Origin of the sequence: Roseovarius sp. E0-M6 (assembly GCF_037083845.1) — a bacterium.
Taxonomy (GTDB): Bacteria; Pseudomonadota; Alphaproteobacteria; order Rhodobacterales; family Rhodobacteraceae; genus Roseovarius.
Genome location: NZ_JBAPLA010000001.1, coordinates 1,041,373 through 1,058,859, shown reverse-complemented (window position 1 = coordinate 1,058,859; position 17,487 = coordinate 1,041,373). Strand labels below are relative to the sequence as shown.

Below are 17,487 nucleotides of genomic sequence, written 5' to 3'. Positions count from 1 at the left end.
GCGTCGTCTTGGCAATCTCGACAGAACCGAATGCCCCGTTGAAACGTGCCGTTGCGCATATGCGGCCAAGGGCCGGGCTTGTGCTTCTCGCGGCGCTCATCTTTGGGCTGGCGGCGGCGCTTGCCTCCGAAACTTATGCGCGCATGACGCTGGCCGGGGTGTCGGGGCTTCTGGCGGCGGTTGCTTTGGGATATGGGCTGATGCGGCTTTCGGCGCGCCGGGCGCATCGGCGGCTTGTCGACGCTGCCGCCACGCTGAGCGAGCATGATCCCGCGCCTTGCGTTCTGACCGACGCCGAGGGACGGATCCTTTGCCGCAACGCCGCCGCGCGCCGGGATTTTGCGGGCAGCACGGCAGACACGCTCGCGACTCTCCTGCAGTCGCGATTGGCCAATCCCGGAACACTGCTCTTGCGGCTTGAAAACCGGGCGGCGCGTGCGGGGGCGGCGCAAGAGGATGTCGTGACCCGTGAAGGCCATATCCGGTTCGGCGCACAGCGTGTGGGCGCGGGGGTCTGCCTGTGGCGGATCGAACGCGCGGCCCAGAGCGTGCCACGCCGCGGTGATCCGATGCCGCTCCCGATGATCACGGTCGGGCGCAACGATGCCGTGCTCTTCATGAACGAAGCCGCGCGCGACCTCGTGGGAGAGCGGGTGCGCTCGCTTGAGCGTATTTGCCCGGACCTTCCGATCCGGTCGGGGGCCGTCAACGACGTGAACACCCGTGATGGACGTGTCGGCTGTCTCGTGGCCGAACTTGAGGGCACGGCAGGGCGGCGCGAGATTTTCCTGCTTCCCGGTTTGTCCGCCACCGAACGCCAGCCCGATGGTTGGGACTTTCTCGACGAACTGCCGGTGCCGTTGCTCAAGCTGTCGGCCGCGGGTGAGGTGATGCTTTCGAACCGGCCGGCGCGTGAATTGCTGGGCAATGAGGATTGCGTGGGGCGGCCGCTTTCGGATCTCCTCGAAGGGTTGGGCCGCCCGGTCAGCGACTGGATCAGCGATGCGGCGGAGGGGCGCGGCACCGTGCATTCCGAGTTTCTTCGGGTCAAGCGCGACGATGGAGAAACCTTTGCGCAGGTGATGCTGAACCGGGCGCGCGAGGGCAATGACACGATCCTCATCGCCGTGCTGCATGACGCCACCGAGCTTAAATCCCTCGAAGCGCAGTTCGTGCAAAGCCAGAAAATGCAGGCCATCGGACAATTGGCTGGCGGTGTTGCGCATGATTTCAACAACCTGCTCACCGCGATCTCGGGGCATTGCGATCTTCTGCTTTTGCGTCATGATCAGGGCGATCCGGATCATGGCGACCTGCTCCAGATCAGTCAGAACGCGAACCGGGCAGGGGCCCTGGTCAGTCAGCTTTTGGCCTATTCACGCAAACAGACCCTGCGGCCCGAGATCATGGATTTGCGTGACGCATTGGCGGACCTGACCCATCTGCTCAACCGGCTGGTGGGTGAAAAGGTCGAGATGTCGCTCTCTCATGAGAGCGAGCTTTGGTCGATCCGGGCCGATAAGCGGCAACTCGAACAGGTGCTCATGAACCTCGTGGTGAACGCCCGTGATGCGGTCCCGGGCGGCGGGTCGGTGCTTATCCGGACCGAAAACCTGACACTCGAAACGCCGTTGGTCCGAGATCGCGCCACGGTGGCGCCGGGGCGTTATGTCAAGGTATCGGTCGAGGATGACGGCACCGGTATTGCCCCCGAAAACCTGCGCAAGGTGTTCGAGCCGTTCTTCACCACCAAGCGCGTGGGCGAGGGGACGGGCCTTGGTCTGTCGACCGCTTACGGCATCGTGAAACAAACCGGCGGCTTCATCTTCGCCGATAGCGAGACCGGGGTGGGCACCACCTTTTTCCTGCTCTTTCCGGCGTTTGATCGCGACGCGGTGACCAAGATCGCCCACGAGGCGAAAGCGACATCCCCCGAGACCCCCGCCGAGGGTGTCGTGCTCCTTGTCGAGGATGAGGCACCGGTGCGGGCCTTCGCCTCGCGGGCGTTGCAGATGCGCGGGTTTACCGTGGTGGAGGCGGAATCGGCAGAGGATGCACTCGATATTTTACGAGATGAGACGCTGGTCTTTGATGTGTTCGTGACCGACGTGGTGATGCCCGGAGAGGATGGTCCGACATGGGTGCGGCAGGCCCTGAAGGCCCGGCCCGAGGTGCGCACTGTCTTCATGTCGGGCTATGCCGAAGATGATTTCGCGGATGCGCAAGCAAAGATCCCGCACTCGGTCTTTTTGTCGAAGCCCTTTTCGCTGACCGATCTGACGGATGTGGTGCATCGACAGATGGCTATTGAAGGTGTTCAAAAAGACCGCGTCGGCGCGCCAGGCCCCTAGCACCTGTCACCGCCTCGGACATTTGCGCGCGCTGCGCTGTCTTTCCCGAGTCTCGGGATGCGCAAGCCGGGGTCACGTCTTGGGAGTATTCCAAAGCGTTTCGCGAAAACCCTGACCCGGGGATGTTCGCGAAACGAAGCGCGACAGTCAGGCGTAGCCCGCGTTTCGCCTTTCGCTGATGTCTCAGGACAAAGGCAAAACGCCTTAGCCGACCGACCCGATTTCGGGCGGGGTATAGGCGCCGCCGGGGCCGATACTGTCATAAAGGGCAAACTCCGCCGCGCATTTGCGCCGCAGGCGGGTTTCGATCTCGGGTGCGAGATGCAGTTCAGCGCGCGGCGACACGTTGAGAACGGCTGTATCGAACGTCACCCCGAGTCGCGCCGATAGAAATTCTCGCAGATGCTCTTGATCCTCATACCGGAAGAGATGCGTGACCGCCGTGCCGTTCTTTTGCGGCTCCATGAACTTGGCCTGGGATCCCACATTGGCGAAGCCGGGTCTTTTGCCCTTTATGTAGCCCTCAACGAAGCTATCAAAGCTCATGTCGCAGGTCGCATTCGCATGTCCGGCCATGGCCGGGCGCTGCCGGTAGCGATACCAGCTTCCAAGCCAGCTTATGGGCTCGCGCATCACCGCGACGACATCGAGCGGCACGCCCACGAATTTCTCGAGGGCGGGGCGGAAAAACCGGTTGTAGCGGAAAACAGGCGCGTGCTTGAGCTCGGGGGGATCGGTGATCACCATGGACGCATGCGGCGCAAGCGCCGCCTGAAAGGCGGTCGTGCCGGTCTTTGGCACCGACAGCAGCACGAGTTTTTGCTTGGAAAACACCAACATCGGCCGGGACTCTCCCCTTTTTTGCACGCCGCCGGGCACTCCTAAACGACTTCTTAACCCTCTTACGAAACTCTGGGCATACAAACAAATCTCTTGAAATGTTCTGCTTTTGTCTACATACATTTTGAGAACAATAAGCGAACGAAGCATTGATTGCCGCCCGGAACAGGGTGTGGAATAAGGAAGTCAAAGAAATGGCAACGGCAGATCTACTTTCCATGGACAGCAAACGTAATCCCGACAAGCAGAAAGCCCTCGACAGCGCGCTGGCGCAGATCGAACGCCAGTTCGGCAAGGGATCGATCATGAAGCTCGGGGCCGACAACCCGGTGCAGGAGATCGAATCCACTTCGACGGGGTCACTGGGCCTTGATATCGCTCTGGGCATCGGCGGCCTCCCCAAGGGTCGCATCATCGAAGTTTATGGCCCCGAAAGCTCGGGCAAGACCACGCTCACGCTTCATTGCGTGGCTGAAGAACAGAAAAAAGGCGGCGTCTGCGCTTTTGTGGATGCCGAGCACGCGCTCGATCCGACCTATGCCAAGAAACTCGGCGTCGATTTGGAAGAGCTTCTGATCTCGCAGCCCGATACGGGCGAACAGGCGCTCGAGATCGTCGATACGCTGGTGCGGTCGGGCGCGGTGAGCATGGTGGTCGTCGATTCGGTTGCGGCGCTCACGCCCAAATCCGAGCTTGAAGGCGATATGGGCGACAGCAATGTGGGCGTGCAGGCCCGGCTGATGAGCCAGGCGATGCGAAAGCTTACCGGCTCGATCAGCCGGTCGAAATGCACGGTGGTCTTCATCAACCAGATTCGTATGAAGATTGGCGTCATGTTCGGCAGCCCCGAAACCACGACGGGTGGTAACGCGCTCAAATTCTACAGCTCCGTCCGACTCGACATTCGCCGCATCGGCGCGCTCAAAGACCGCGATGAGGTTGTCGGCAACGCGACGCGCGTGAAGGTCGTCAAGAACAAGGTCGCCCCCCCCTTCAAGCAGGTAGAATTCGACATCATGTATGGCGAAGGCATCTCGAAGATGGGTGAGCTGCTCGATCTGGGCGTCAAGGCGGGCGTGGTGGAGAAATCCGGCAGCTGGTTCAGCTATGGCGATGAGCGTATCGGGCAGGGGCGGGAAAACGCCAAGACCTTCCTGAAGGAAAACGACAGAATTTCGTTCGAGATCGAAGACAAGATTCGCGCCGCGCATGGCCTTGATTTCGACATGCCGCAGACCGAGGCCAAGGCCGAGGGCGACGATATCCTCGAGGCCTGATCCCGACGCAGGCGACGGTTTGACCGGGCCCGTACCCTTCAGAAGGGTGCGGGCCTTTTCTTGCGGTGGACAGTGCCAAGGCAGACAGCTACATCGACACAACGCCAAATGCCGCTGACCGCCAAGAGAGATAGCCATGCCGACGCTGAACGAAATCCGGTCCACCTTCCTGTCCTTTTTTGAGCGCAACGATCATGCGGTTGTCGAAAGTTCGCCGCTTGTGCCGCGCAACGACCCGACGCTGATGTTCACCAATTCGGGCATGGTGCAGTTCAAGAACCTTTTTACCGGGATCGAACAACGGTCCTACAGCCGTGCGGCCACGAGCCAGAAATGCGTGCGCGCAGGCGGCAAGCACAACGATCTGGATAATGTGGGCTATACCGCGAGGCACCACACCTTCTTTGAAATGCTCGGCAATTTCAGTTTTGGCGACTATTTCAAGGAGCAGGCCATTCCCTATGCTTGGGACTTGCTGACCAAGGAATTCGGTCTCGATCCCGACAAGCTTTTGGTGACGATCTATCACACAGACGACGAAGCGGCGAATATCTGGAAGAAATATGCCGGGCTGAGTGATGACAGGATTATCCGCATCGCCACGGATGACAATTTCTGGTCGATGGGTGCGACCGGGCCTTGCGGACCTTGCACCGAGATATTCTATGATCATGGTCCCGAGATATGGGGCGGGCCACCGGGCAGCCCCGAGGAGGATGGCGACCGGTTTATCGAAATCTGGAACCTCGTCTTCATGCAGAATGAACGGTTCGAGGACGGCACGCAATGCGATCTGGAGATGCAGTCGATCGACACGGGCATGGGGCTTGAGCGGATCGGCGCGCTGTTGCAGGGCAAGCACGACAATTACGACACCGACCTGATGCGCAACCTGATCGAGGCCAGCGCAAACGCGACCAGCGCCGATCCGGACGGACCCGGCAATGTGCATCACCGGGTGATCGCGGACCACCTGCGTTCGACCTCGTTTTTGATCGCGGACGGGGTCATGCCCTCGAACGAGGGGCGGGGATATGTGTTGCGCCGGATCATGCGCCGCGCGATGCGGCACGCGCATCTTCTGGGCGCGAAAGACCCGGTCATGCACCGGTTGGTGCCCGCGCTTGTCGCGCAGATGGGGCAAGCTTTCCCCGAACTTGGTCGCGCCCAGAGCCTTGTTGAGGAGACGCTCAAGCTTGAGGAAACGCGGTTCAAGCAGACCCTGGAACGCGGTCTCAGGCTTCTGGATGAGGAACTTGGCGAGTTGCCAAAGGACGTGGCGCTCCCGGGTGAGACGGCGTTCAAGCTGTATGATACCTACGGATTTCCGCTCGACCTGACGCAGGACGCGCTCCGCGAGAAAGGCCGCGAGGTCGAGGTCGCAGGCTTTGACGCCGCGATGGCCGAGCAGAAGGCCAAGGCCCGCGCGGCATGGTCCGGCTCTGGCGAGGCGGCGGACGCGGGGGTGTGGTTCGATATCGCGGACGCGCATGGCGCGACGGATTTCCTGGGGTATGACACCGAAACGGCCGAGGGTCAGATCACCGCGGTGGTGCAGGAGGCCGGCGAGGTCGGCAGCGCCAAGGCGGGCGCGCAGGTTCAGATCGTCCTTAACCAGACGCCGTTCTATGCCGAGGCGGGTGGTCAAGTCGGCGACAGCGGCACGCTACGCACGGCCTCGGGGGCCGCGCGGATCACGGATACACGCAAGGTTGCGGGGGTTTTCATCCACTTCGCGGAAGTGACCGAGGGCGAGATCGTTCGCGGTGAGGCGGCGCAACTCGAGGTGGATCATGCCCGTCGGACCGCCATTCGCGCGAACCACTCGGCGACGCATCTTCTGCACGAAGCGCTGCGCAATGTTCTGGGCGATCATGTGGCGCAGCGCGGATCGCTCAACGCGCAGGACCGGTTGCGCTTTGACTTCAGCCATACCAAGCCGCTGAGCCCGGACGAGGTGTCGCGCGTAGAGGAAGAGGTGAACGCCTATATCCGCCAGAACGCGCCGGTCGAAACCCGGATCATGACACCCGATGAGGCGCGCGATCTTGGGGCTCAGGCGCTTTTCGGTGAGAAATACGGCGATGAGGTGCGGGTGGTGTCGATGGGCCGCGATGACACGTCGGGCAAGGGTCAGGACGGGCACACCTATTCGATCGAGCTTTGTGGCGGCACACATGTGCGCCAAACCGGCGATATCGGCCTGTTTGTCATGCTGGGCGATGCCGCGTCGAGCGCCGGAGTGCGCCGGATCGAAGCCCTGACCGGCGCCGATGCCTTCCGCTATCTGAGTGGACAGGATCATCGCGTCGGGGCGCTCGCGCTTGAACTTAAGACGCAGCCGGATGATGTGCTGAGCCGGGTCCGCGGGCTTCTGGAGGAGCGCAAGGCGCTTGGCAATGAGATCGCGCAGTTGCGGCGGGAGTTGGCCATGTCCGGCGGGGCCGGGCAGGGCGGTGGCCCCGAGGCGCGCGACGTGGCCGGGGTGGCTTTTCTTGCGCAGGTTCTGACGGGTGTGTCGGGCAAGGATTTGCCTGCGCTCATCGACGAACACAAGTCTCGGCTGGGCTCTGGTGTGGTTCTGCTTATTGCCGATACGGGTGGCAAGGCCGCCGTGGCCGCAGGGGTGACCGAGGATCTGACGGGCCGCGTTTCGGCGGTGGATATGGTGCGCGCCGCTGTGCCCGCGCTTGGCGGCAAGGGTGGCGGTGGCCGGCCCGACATGGCGCAGGGCGGCGGTGCGGATGTCACCGGGGCCGAGGCGGCCATCAAGAATGTCGAAAAACTGATTGAAGGAGCGTGATATGCCTGCACTTTGGATAGCCCATGTGACCGTGACCGACCCCGACGCCTATGGCAAATATGCCGAGCTTGCCGGTCCGGCGATTGCCAAGCATGGCGGCGAGTTCATCGCGCGGGGCGGGCGTTTCGTGCAATTGGAAGGTAAAGAGCGCGCGCGGAACGTGGTGGCGCGGTTTCCCTCGGTCGAGGCGGCGGAAAACTGCTATCATTCGCCCGAATATCAGGAGGCTCTGAGCCATGCGCGCACTGCCTCGGAGCGGGAATTGCTGATCGTTGAGACAAGCGAATAGAGCGGGTTTCCGCCATGGGGCGCCGCGTTTCGGCGCGGCCCCGCCGATCCGCGATCCGAGGCTTGAACGCTGCATCCGCGAATTAGAAGGACGGACTTACTGTTTCGAATGATCACGATCAAACCCGGTTTGGGTGAGATTGTTTCGTCTCGTGAAACAGTTGCAAATCAAAGACTTACCGTTCGCCACCTCAAACTATGGCCGCTGTGCCACAGTTTTGCCGATTTTCTTAAAATTTTCCGTATTTGGGACGCGCGCCGCTCTGATAGCATTCGATAGCTATCGCCGCGAAAGGGGGCGGTTGTTTAACATTGATGGCGTTAATTCAACATGGAGAAGAAACATGAAAAGTATTTTGATGGGTGCAATTGTTGCGTCGGCTGCGTTTGTTGCGCCTGCTTTGGCGTGGGAAGGTCAAAAAGTTGCGTGCTATGACAAGCACTGGGTGCCGGCCACGTACAGCACGGAAAAATACCTTGAGTATCCCGCGAAGAAGAAGTGGGAACACAAGGACGGCCAGATGGTGAAAATGTATTATCCGCCGATCTACATGGAAAAGCGGACCATGAGCAAGCCGGGCCACTATGTTCTGCGCAAGGCGCCGTGCAACTGATGGCGGTGCACCCGGACGGGGGCCGCGCGAGCATTTTCGCCTGACCTGCACGCCGGATGCGGAAAGAAAAAGGGTGGTCCTGGGGCCACCCTTTTATTTTGGGTGGGGTCAATTTTGCCTATTAACCACCACACCACTTTCCCAAAGATGCCCCATTCGCGTGCCACCTTGCGTGCTGGACATAAGCATGGAGGAGAGCAGAATGCATGTGTCGAAAGGACTAAAGCGTTTCGCCTCTGACCTGAGACATCAGCGACAGGCGAAACGCGTGCAAGGCCCGAATGTCGCGCCGCGTTTCGCGAAAATCTGTGGGTCAGGTTTTTCGCGATACGCTTTATTGATTGCCGCGCTCCTTATGGCCGGCACGGCCGCAGAAGCCGCGGAAGAAAAACAGCGTGAACGTCTTATCGCGTGTTTCAAAGAGGTCAAGGTGCCCGCGAAATACGAGGTATCCAAGGTGTTGATCGAGAAGCCCAAGCGCTATTACGTGCGCCGCAACGGGCGGGTCGAACTTGTCGAATACCCGGCCGTGTATCGTGAGGACAAGAAATTGCTCGAGCCCGCGCATGTTGTGATGCGCGAGATCGTCTGCAACTGAACAACGCTAAGCATGACATCTCGACCCCGGCGGCCCGCAATGGTCACCGGGGTCTTGTGCTTTGGGCGCATGATGCCTGACCTTGGGCTGGACCCGGAGATCGTGAGCTCTAGAACAGGATTATGCAGCGCTTTTTAATTCTTATACTCGTGCTTTTGGTGGCGCCGGTTGCGTCCACGGCGCAGGATTGGTCACTTCTCAAGCGCCCGGGGGCCGTGGCGCTCATGCGGCACGCGTTGGCGCCGGGAACGGGTGATCCGGCGTCCTTCACCCTTGGCGATTGTACGACGCAGCGGACGCTGAACGGGGCGGGCCGGGATCAGGCGCGCCGGATCGGGGCGGCGATGCGACAGGCCGGGATCGCGTTTGACGCGGTCTGGTCAAGTCAATGGTGCCGCTGCCTTGAGACTGCGCGTCTTGTCGGGATGGGGGAGGTGACGGAGGTCGCACCGCTCAATTCCCATTTCGCCGGACGCGGCGACGCCGAGGCCCAGCGGCAGGCGGTTCTCGGCGCGCTCGCCCAAGCGCCGGACGGTGCGCGACATCTGTTGGTCACTCATCAGGTCAATATCAGCGCCCTTACCGGGCGGTTCGCGCGGTCGGGTGAGATCGTCGTGATGCGGCTCTCGGAGGGGCGGAACCTTGAGGTGCTGGGCACCATCGAGACCCCGCCCTGAGAGAGGCGCGGAACCGGATCAGCCGGATTTGGACGCGCGCTTGCGTTCGTGCGGATCGAGATGCCGCTTGCGCAGACGCAGCGCAGTGGGTGTCACCTCCAGCAGCTCATCATCGTTGATATAGGCGATGGCCTCTTCGAGGCTGGACTGGATGTGCGGGGTGAGGCGCACGGCCTCATCGGTGCCTGAGGCGCGCACGTTGGTCAGTTTCTTGCCCTTGAGCGGGTTCACCTCGAGATCGTTTTCGCGGCTGTGTTCGCCGATGATCATCCCGACATAAACCTTTTCCTGTGGTCCCACGAACATGCGCCCCCGATCTTCGAGGTTCCACAGCGCGTAGGACACTGTTTCACCGTTCTCCATGGAAATGAGCACGCCGGCGCGGCGGCCCGGAATCGGCCCTTTGTGGGGCGCCCAGCCATGGAAGACGCGGTTGAGCACGCCAGTGCCGCGCGTGTCGGTCAGGAATTCGCCGTGATAGCCGATCAGCCCGCGCGAGGGCACATGCGCGATGATCCGCGTCTTGCCTGCGCCGGCGGGCTTCATCTCGGTCATTTCGCCCTTGCGCGCACCAGTGACCTTTTCGATCACCGCACCGGCATAGCCGTCATCGACATCGATCGTCACTTCTTCGATAGGTTCGAGCGTTTCGCCGCTCTCGCCTTCGCGCATCAGAACGCGGGGGCGCGAGATCGACAGCTCAAACCCTTCGCGGCGCATGTTCTCGATCAGGACGCCCATCTGAAGTTCGCCGCGCCCCGCCACGTCGAAGGCTTCGCCGCCGGGTGTGTCGGTGACGCGGATGGCGACGTTCGATTCGGCCTCTTTCATGAGGCGTTCACGGATGACGCGGCTTTGGACCTTCTTGCCGTCGCGACCGGCAAGCGGGCTGTCGTTGATGCCGAACGTGACAGAGATTGTCGGTGGATCAATCGGCTGAGCCGAGAGGGGTTCGTCCACAGCCAGCGCGCAGATCGTATCGGCGACCGTGGCCTTGGACATGCCGGCAAGGGTCACGATGTCGCCTGCGGCGGCCTCGTCGATATCCTGCGTCTGAAGGCCGCGGAACGCCTGAATGCGGGTCACGCGGAACTGTTCTATCTTCTGACCAAGGCGGCTCAGGGCCTGAACCGTCGCGCCAACCTTGAGCTTGCCGCTTTCGACGCGACCGGTAAGCTGACGACCGACAAAGGGATCGGCGCCGAGAGTCGTCGCGCGCATGCGAAAATCCTCGTCCTGATGCTTGATCTGGCGCGGCGCGGGGACGTGGTTGACGATCAGGTCGAAGAGCGCGACCAGATCCTTGCGCGGGCCGTCGAGATCGTGATCGGCCCAACCCGACCGGCCGCTTGCATACATGTGCGGAAAGTCGAGCTGGTCATCGTCGGCGCCGAGGTTCGCAAAAAGATCGAAACATTCATCAAGGGCGCGGTCGGGCTCGGCGTCGGGTTTGTCGACCTTGTTGAGCACGACGATGGGGCGCAGCCCGAGAGCGAGCGCCTTGGAGGTCACGAACTTGGTCTGCGGCATCGGGCCTTCGGCGGCATCCACCAGCAGGACGACCCCATCGACCATTGAGAGAATACGCTCGACCTCGCCGCCGAAATCGGCGTGACCGGGGGTGTCGACAATGTTGATCCGCGTGCCTCGCCATTCAAGCGAGGTGGGCTTGGCAAAGATGGTGATGCCGCGCTCACGCTCAAGATCGTTGCTGTCCATGGCCCGTTCGTCCACGGCTTGATTGGCGCGAAACGCGCCGGATTGCTTGAGCAGTTCGTCCACGAGCGTCGTCTTGCCGTGGTCGACGTGGGCGATGATCGCGATGTTGCGCAGATCCATGCGGGGGGCCTCTCATTTTAGGGTTGCCCGCGGCCCTATACGTGGTTGCGGAGAAAGGCCAGAGGCAAAAGGGGTGCGCGCGCTCAGATCAACAGACATGTGGGACCGATGAGCCGTATCCGCGCGCCGGACCCCAGCTTGAATCGGGCAAGGCCCGGCGCGCGCAAGGTATCAACCCGACCGAGGTCGAGCCGGGTGATACCCGTGTGGCGGAGCCAGAGCATCGCGCGCCAGAGCAACAGATTGTGGGCCGAGACGGAGCGGCCCACCGGCCCGGTCCAGCCGACGTGATAAGTGGCGGCGCTGCCGTGCAGGAGAAAGAGCATGTAGGCCGTGCACTCACCATGGCCACGGAGTTCAAAGATACGTGTGGCGCGGGGCGTGGCGCGGGCGAAGGCGAGGGTGAAGCCGGGGGGCAGGGCGCGATACCGCTGGATGCGCCGCTGTGACATCTCAAGGGCGAGAAGGGGCGCGTCGGAGCCGGGATCGAACGGGCGGTGAGTGATCGACAGGCCCGCCCGTTCGGCGCGGCAGAGGCGGTTGCGCCATTTGCCGTGCATCGCGGCGCGCAGTGTCTCAGTCTTGGCCGTAAGATCAAGCTCGGCGATGCTGTGCCCTGATGCGAGGCGCAGTCCGGTGGCGTCATTGGGGGTTTCGAAAGTCACAAGGCGGAGGCTTCGGGGCGGAATCCCGGCGACGAGGCGTCGCAGCGCACGCCGCCTGAAGGCGCTCGGCGTGTCCGGCCCCCAGATCGGGCCGCGCGGGAGCCATGCCACGCGAAGCGGCCCGATACGGCGCAGCACCCATTGCGCCGTGCCCATGACGCCCCCCTGTGGCGATATGATGTCGGTGGCGGCGCAACGCCCGCCCATCTGTGCCACGGCACGCGCATAATGCGGATGCTGTTGCAAAGGCAGGGCGATGTCAGGGCAGGGCGGGCAATCAAAGCTCATGCGCCATTTGAGGCACCGGAGGTAAAGGCCGCCTTAATGGATGTGGATCAGAACGGGATTTCGTCGTCCATGTCCGAGGCGCCACCCGATCCGGAGCCGCCTTGTGAGCCGCCGCCGTAATCGCCGCCATATCCGCCGCCGCTTTGGCCGCTATCGCTTGGGCCGCCATAGCTGCTACCGCCGCCGCCACCTTCGCCACGACCGTCAAGCATGGTCAGCTCGCTTCGGTAGGGACGCAGGACGACTTCGGTCGAATAGCGGTCCTGACCGGACTGATCCTGCCATTTCCGCGTCTCGAGCTGGCCCTCGATATAGACCTTGGAGCCTTTGCGCAGATATTGCTCGGCCACGCGGGCCAGTGGTTCGGAGAAGATCGCGACGGAATGCCATTCCGTGCGTTCGCGCCGTTCGCCGGTGTTGCGGTCCTTCCAGTTTTCGGAGGTGGCGATGCGCAGGTTGCAGACCTTGCCGCCGTTCTGAAAGGTGCGGACCTCGGGATCGCGTCCCAGATTGCCGATGAGTATGACTTTGTTAACCGAGCCGGCCATCCGTGATCTCCCGAATCCGTTGAAGCAGTTTCGCCGGTTACATCACCGGGCAATAATTAAGGAAAGCCTAAAATGCGCGAAAAATTTTAGCAAGCATGCGGGTTCGCGCCGACCGAGTATGGGGGGGCTGGAAATTTTCGGCGGAACCTTTTATCGTCTCGCCCAATTGGGCAACGGGGCAAATCACGCATGTTCAGAGTATTGTCGATCTCGCTTGTCGCGTGCTTTTTGATGACCACGCAAGCACCGGCAGAAATACTGTCGACGAAATCGCGCAAGAAGACGTTCAGCACTCAGACAAAGGTTCTCGATACGCGCGCGGCCTCGCAATACAAGGCGTCGGTGCGGCTTCAGCCCAAGAAATTCGTCACTCCGACAAAATGGGGCAGCGGAAAATCATTTTCGGGTGTCTATTCCGGGGCTTACAAGGGCCAATACCTGGTGATGGCCAAGAGCGCCGCGACACGGCACGGCGTGCCTGAGCATCTGTTTCTGCGGCTTGTTCAACAGGAATCCGGCTGGAAGCCGACGGCGCTTTCACACAAGGGCGCGATCGGACTGGCACAGCTCATGCCGATGACGGCGCGCAAACTCAGTGTCGATCCGCATGATCCGGCCCAGAACCTCGATGGTGGCGCGCGTTATCTCGCTCAGCAATACCGCGCCTTCGGGTCGTGGCGCCTTGCCTTGGCGGCGTATAACGCGGGGCCGGGGGCCGTGAAGAAATACGGCGGAGTTCCCCCCTACAAGGAAACCCAGAATTACGTTCGGGTGATCTGGGGAAGCTGATCTTCCCTCATTGGCATGTGTCAGACTGGCGCTGCCGCGCCTTGGGCCGCCTTGCGCAGTGCGGTCGGTGTCTTGCCCGTGTGATGCTGCATGAAGCGAGAGAAATAGGCCGCACTTCCGAACCCCAGCAGCCCCGCGACATGGCTCACGGGAATATCTCCGTCTTCAAGCGCCTCGCGCGCGGCGTGCAGGGTTCGGCGCACCAGGAGGTCGGCCGCTGTCATGCCGGCCGCTTGGCGGCAGACCCGGGTGAGATGGGTGGGCGTGACGCCGAGTTCGGCGGCATAATCGGCCATCACCTTGGGTAGCCGGAAATCACGTTCGATGAGGGCGCTATAAGCCATCACGAGCCGATGCGCCGCAGAAGGCCGTGTCTCGGTCTGGTCGGCGATCATCGCACGGCGTAGCCAGACGGTCACCAAGGCGGCATGGGCGGCCAAGGCTTCGTTTGCGAACGGTCGGTCCTGATTGGTTTCGCGCTGCATCGCTTCGAGCAGCCCGGTCAATTCCGCCTGATTGTGAACATCGAGGATTCGTAACACCTGTGCGCGGTCGGGCATCATGATCGGGCCGCGCGGCGTTATGAGCGAGACCCAACCGAAACATTGCGGGCCGGGGGACAGGGCAAAGACGCTTCCCGCGGGGATAACGATGGCGTTGTGAACACCGAGACCCCGTTGAACCCCGTCAAGAAGAATGCGCGCCTGTCCCTTGGTGATCCAGAGCAGGGCGTGCGCCTCTTCGGTGTGGGGCAAGCCAAGGCGCCAATCGGTTCCACGGGACCATTGCGCGATGGTTTGGATGCTGACTTTTTGCGTCATGTCGACCTGCCTCAACAATGCCGGTTTTGTGCAAGCTTCACACGGGAAATGCGTGCTGTCACCCCGGAAAAAATCGAAATTTATCAAGCAGGCGGTGGTTCGCCTGATCGGCGGTCTGCCGCCGAAGCGTTTCGCGCTATCCCCGAGGCGCGAAAATTACCCGACAGGCCGGCGGCGGGCCTACGTGCGTTTATGTCGGGAACGCTGCGATTCAGGGCTGGTTTGACCCGTTTTCATCGAATGGCAGGCGCAGCCAGGTCCAATCTTGCATGTGCGCCCGGAACCATGTGCGCTGTCGCTTGGCGTATTGCCGGGTGACGATGGTGGCGCGGTCGCGCGCCTCCTCGAGTGTCATTTTGCCGCGCAGATGGGCCACGAGTTCGGGCGCGCCATGGGCGCGTGATGAGGGGTGCGTGGGGGTCCAACCGGCAAGGTTGGCGCGCGCCTCATCAAGGGCGCCGGCGGCAAGCATCGCGTCAAAACGCGCTTCGATACGGGGCGTGAGCCATGCCTTGGGCGCGTCCATCACGAAGGCGGTGCAGGCGTCGACAGGCAGAAGCGGTAGTGGGGTTTCGCATTGCCATGCGGCCAGACCGCGGCCTGTGGCCATGAGCACCTCCCACGCGCGCTGAACGCGCATCGGGTTGTGGGTGTCAATCATGCCGCGCGTGTCGTCATCAAGTTCGTGTAGCAGTGGGCCAAGGCCTTCGGCGGTGCGGATCGCGTCCGCGCGCGCGCGAATATCCGGTGGAACCGGCGGAATAGAGACCAGCCCTTCGGTCAATGCGCGAAAATAGAGCCCGGTCCCGCCCACGATGATCGGGCGCGGCCCATCGGTCAGCAAACCGCGAACGTCGCGCAGCCAGTGTCCGGCGGAATAGTCTGCAAAGCGGGGGACATGGCCATAAAGGGCGTGCGGTGCGGCGTTTTCATCATCGGCCGAGGGGCGGGCCGAGAGAATGCGCCAGTTCTCGTAGACCTGCATGCTGTCGGCGTTGACGATCACACCGCCCGCCCGCGCCGCGATGTCGAGCGCGAGCGCGGATTTACCGCTGGCGGTGGGCCCTGCAATCAGCACGGGTGTGGTGCGGTCTATATCGTCGAGGCGGATCATGCCCCGTCCCATACGACAGATCGCCGGACGAGGCGAGACGGCGCGGCGCAAAACTGTGGACGGGCTGCATTCGGTGATTGAAATCGCCACGGGTTTGGGACATTTACTGCGGCAACGACCCAACAAAGGAGCGCGCCCGATGCCCGCCGATACCTCCCAGACGACCTTCCGCCGTGTCATGCTGAAGATTTCCGGGGAGGCGCTGATGGGGGATGCGAATTACGGGCTCAATCCTCCGACTGTCGAGCGGATCGCGCGAGAGGTCAAATCGGTACACGATATGGGCGTCGAGATTTGCATGGTGATCGGCGGCGGCAACATCTTTCGCGGGTTGCAGGGCAGTGCGCAGGGAATGGAGCGGACCACCGCCGATTACATGGGCATGCTCGCCACGGTGATGAACGCGCTGGCGATGCAATCGGCGCTGGAGAAGCTGGGCGTTTTCTGCCGGGTGATTTCAGCCATCCGCATGGACGAGGTGGCCGAGCCCTATATCCGACGCCGCGCGGTGCGCCACCTTGAGAAAAAGCGCGTCTGCATCTTTGCCGCGGGCACCGGTAACCCGTATTTCACCACCGACACCGCCGCCACGCTTCGGGCGAACGAAATGGCCTGCGAGGCGATCTTCAAGGGCACCAAGGTGGACGGTGTCTATGACAAGGATCCGGTGGAGCATGACGACGCCACGCGGTTTGATACGGTGAGTTATGACGAGGTGCTGGCCAAGCACCTCAAGGTCATGGACGCGAGCGCCATCGCGCTCGCGCGCGATAACAATCTGCCGATAATCGTGTTTTCGCTGGATGAGCCGGGCGGCTTCAAGGGCATCCTTGCGGGGGAGGGCACCTATACCAAGGTGCACGACTGAGCCACCGCTCAGCGCAGGCTATCTGCCGGAATGTCGATGATGACCGTGGTGCCCGCAGCGCCGTCGCCCACCGACAGATGCGCGCCAAGCCCGTCCACAAGTTGTTTGACGATGCGCCCGCCGAGCGTGCTGTTGTCAGGCCAATTGACACCCCTGGGAATACCGTTGCCGTCATCGGCGATCTGAAGCCGCAAGGCGTGGCCACTCAACTCCTTGATGCGGACCTCGACAAGGCCGGCTTTGCGGTTGTCGAAGGCATGCTGCATCGCGTTGGTCATGACCTCGGAGAGGATCAGCCCGACCTGTGTGGCGGCCTGCATGGGCACGGTCACGGCATCGGCATCGACATTGACTCGCACCCCCGAGCGGCCATCGAGATAGGCCACGGCGTTGGCCACCCGTGTCAGGTAAGCCCCTAGCGCGACAGGCTGATTGTCGTCATTGGCGTTCGATCCGGTGCTGTTCAGTTCCTCGTAGAGAAGTTGCAGCGTTTCGACACGGCGCGCCAGCGTGTCGAATTCGTGGGCGGCGTCGGTATGGGCGTCGCGCGCCTGCATGCGGATCATGGCAACGATCATCGACAGGTGATTTTTGACGCGGTGCTGCATTTCATACAGCATTTCCAGTGCATCTTCCTGCCGACGTTCATCCACGACGGTCTGCACCCCCAGAAAATAGGGTGGCGCATCGCCCTCGGCGCGCAATGGGGCGACCATCAGCCGGTTGAGAAAGCTCGTGCCGTCGGCGCGATAGTTGCGCAGCGTGACCACGGCTTCCTCGTGGTTGGTGATGGCGGTTCGAAGCTTGTCCAGGGCCGCCTGTTCGGTATCTTTGCCTTGCAGAAACCGGCAGTTGCGCCCGATGGCCGTCTCGCGGCTGTAGCCTGTCATCTCTTCGAAGGCCCGGTTCACATAGACGATGGGGTTGTCGTCCATCGCGGGGTTGGTCAGCACGATGGAAAAGGGCGCGCGTGTCAGGGCCTGTGCGCTGACGGTTTCGGGCAAACCCTCGGGGCGCTCGGGAACGGTATTGTCACTGTCTCTCATTGATCCGCACGTTCATTCAGTGTCTGGAGACCATGGTTTTCAATGTCTGACGGCCATGGTT

General features: G+C 62.0%; 16 protein-coding genes. 9 read left to right on the top strand and 7 right to left on the bottom strand.

Annotated elements, in window-relative coordinates; all coding sequences use genetic code 11:
* Positions 1-59 precede the first annotated feature (59 nt).
* Positions 60-2,351 (top strand): ATP-binding protein, encoded by a 2,292-nt coding sequence (locus V8359_RS05045; RefSeq protein WP_336427931.1) that lies wholly within the window; start codon positions 60-62, stop codon positions 2,349-2,351.
* A 204-nt stretch (positions 2,352-2,555) separates the two neighbouring features.
* On the opposite strand, the gene V8359_RS05040 is transcribed toward V8359_RS05045, so the two are convergent.
* Entirely contained in the window at positions 2,556-3,191 is a 636-nt protein-coding gene (locus V8359_RS05040) for a gamma-glutamyl kinase (RefSeq protein WP_336427624.1), read from the bottom strand.
* A gap of 194 nt (positions 3,192-3,385) precedes the next feature.
* Here V8359_RS05040 and recA point away from each other — a divergent pair, with 194 nt between their 5' ends.
* The 6 genes from recA (at position 3,386) to V8359_RS05010 (ending at position 9,448) form a co-directional block, all read left to right on the top strand.
* Positions 3,386-4,468, top strand: coding sequence for a recombinase RecA (gene recA / locus V8359_RS05035; RefSeq protein ID WP_336427623.1), 1,083 nt, complete (start codon positions 3,386-3,388; stop codon positions 4,466-4,468).
* A 136-nt stretch (positions 4,469-4,604) separates the two neighbouring features.
* Positions 4,605-7,271, top strand: coding sequence for an alanine--tRNA ligase (gene alaS / locus V8359_RS05030; RefSeq protein WP_336427622.1), 2,667 nt, complete (start codon positions 4,605-4,607; stop codon positions 7,269-7,271).
* A gap of 1 nt (position 7,272) precedes the next feature.
* A complete protein-coding gene (locus V8359_RS05025; RefSeq protein WP_336427621.1) occupies positions 7,273-7,560 on the top strand; it encodes a DUF1330 domain-containing protein in 288 nt (95 codons plus the stop codon).
* A gap of 151 nt (positions 7,561-7,711) precedes the next feature.
* Positions 7,712-8,173, top strand: coding sequence for a hypothetical protein (locus V8359_RS05020; protein WP_336427620.1), 462 nt, complete (start codon positions 7,712-7,714; stop codon positions 8,171-8,173).
* A gap of 202 nt (positions 8,174-8,375) precedes the next feature.
* Complete coding sequence (locus V8359_RS05015; protein WP_336427619.1) at positions 8,376-8,771, top strand: hypothetical protein; 396 nt, start codon at positions 8,376-8,378, stop codon at positions 8,769-8,771.
* A gap of 122 nt (positions 8,772-8,893) precedes the next feature.
* A complete protein-coding gene (locus tag V8359_RS05010; RefSeq protein WP_336427618.1) occupies positions 8,894-9,448 on the top strand; it encodes a histidine phosphatase family protein in 555 nt (184 codons plus the stop codon).
* 18 nt (positions 9,449-9,466) lie between these two features.
* Here the strand turns inward: V8359_RS05010 and typA are convergent, their stop codons facing one another.
* The 3 genes from typA to ssb all read right to left on the bottom strand — a co-directional run bounded on the left by typA (position 9,467) and on the right by ssb (position 12,788).
* Positions 9,467-11,287: a translational GTPase TypA gene (gene typA / locus V8359_RS05005; protein WP_336427617.1), complete on the bottom strand. Its 1,821-nt coding sequence runs from the start codon at positions 11,285-11,287 to the stop codon at positions 9,467-9,469.
* 83 nt (positions 11,288-11,370) lie between these two features.
* Positions 11,371-12,240: a GNAT family N-acetyltransferase gene (locus V8359_RS05000; protein WP_336427616.1), complete on the bottom strand. Its 870-nt coding sequence runs from the start codon at positions 12,238-12,240 to the stop codon at positions 11,371-11,373.
* Positions 12,241-12,287: 47 nt separating this feature from the next.
* Entirely contained in the window at positions 12,288-12,788 is a 501-nt protein-coding gene (ssb, locus tag V8359_RS04995; protein ID WP_336427615.1) for a single-stranded DNA-binding protein, read from the bottom strand.
* 189 nt (positions 12,789-12,977) lie between these two features.
* Here ssb and V8359_RS04990 point away from each other — a divergent pair, with 189 nt between their 5' ends.
* Positions 12,978-13,577, top strand: coding sequence for a lytic transglycosylase domain-containing protein (locus V8359_RS04990; RefSeq protein ID WP_336427614.1), 600 nt, complete (start codon positions 12,978-12,980; stop codon positions 13,575-13,577).
* Positions 13,578-13,597: 20 nt separating this feature from the next.
* Here V8359_RS04990 and V8359_RS04985 read toward each other — a convergent pair whose 3' ends face one another.
* Both V8359_RS04985 and miaA read right to left on the bottom strand, forming a co-directional pair.
* Entirely contained in the window at positions 13,598-14,398 is an 801-nt protein-coding gene (locus tag V8359_RS04985; protein ID WP_336427613.1) for an AraC family transcriptional regulator, read from the bottom strand.
* 211 nt (positions 14,399-14,609) lie between these two features.
* Positions 14,610-15,512 carry a tRNA (adenosine(37)-N6)-dimethylallyltransferase MiaA gene (gene miaA / locus V8359_RS04980; protein ID WP_336427612.1) on the bottom strand — a complete coding sequence of 301 codons (903 nt, stop codon included), beginning with the start codon at positions 15,510-15,512 and terminating at the stop codon, positions 14,610-14,612.
* Between the two features lie 139 nt (positions 15,513-15,651).
* On the opposite strand from miaA, the gene pyrH reads away from it, so the two are divergent.
* On the top strand, positions 15,652-16,380 hold the full coding sequence (pyrH, locus tag V8359_RS04975; RefSeq protein WP_336427611.1) for a UMP kinase: 729 nt from the start codon (positions 15,652-15,654) through the stop codon (positions 16,378-16,380).
* 8 nt (positions 16,381-16,388) lie between these two features.
* On the opposite strand, the gene V8359_RS04970 is transcribed toward pyrH, so the two are convergent.
* Positions 16,389-17,426 (bottom strand): sensor histidine kinase, encoded by a 1,038-nt coding sequence (locus V8359_RS04970; RefSeq protein ID WP_336427610.1) that lies wholly within the window; start codon positions 17,424-17,426, stop codon positions 16,389-16,391.
* Positions 17,427-17,487: the final 61 nt, after the last annotated feature.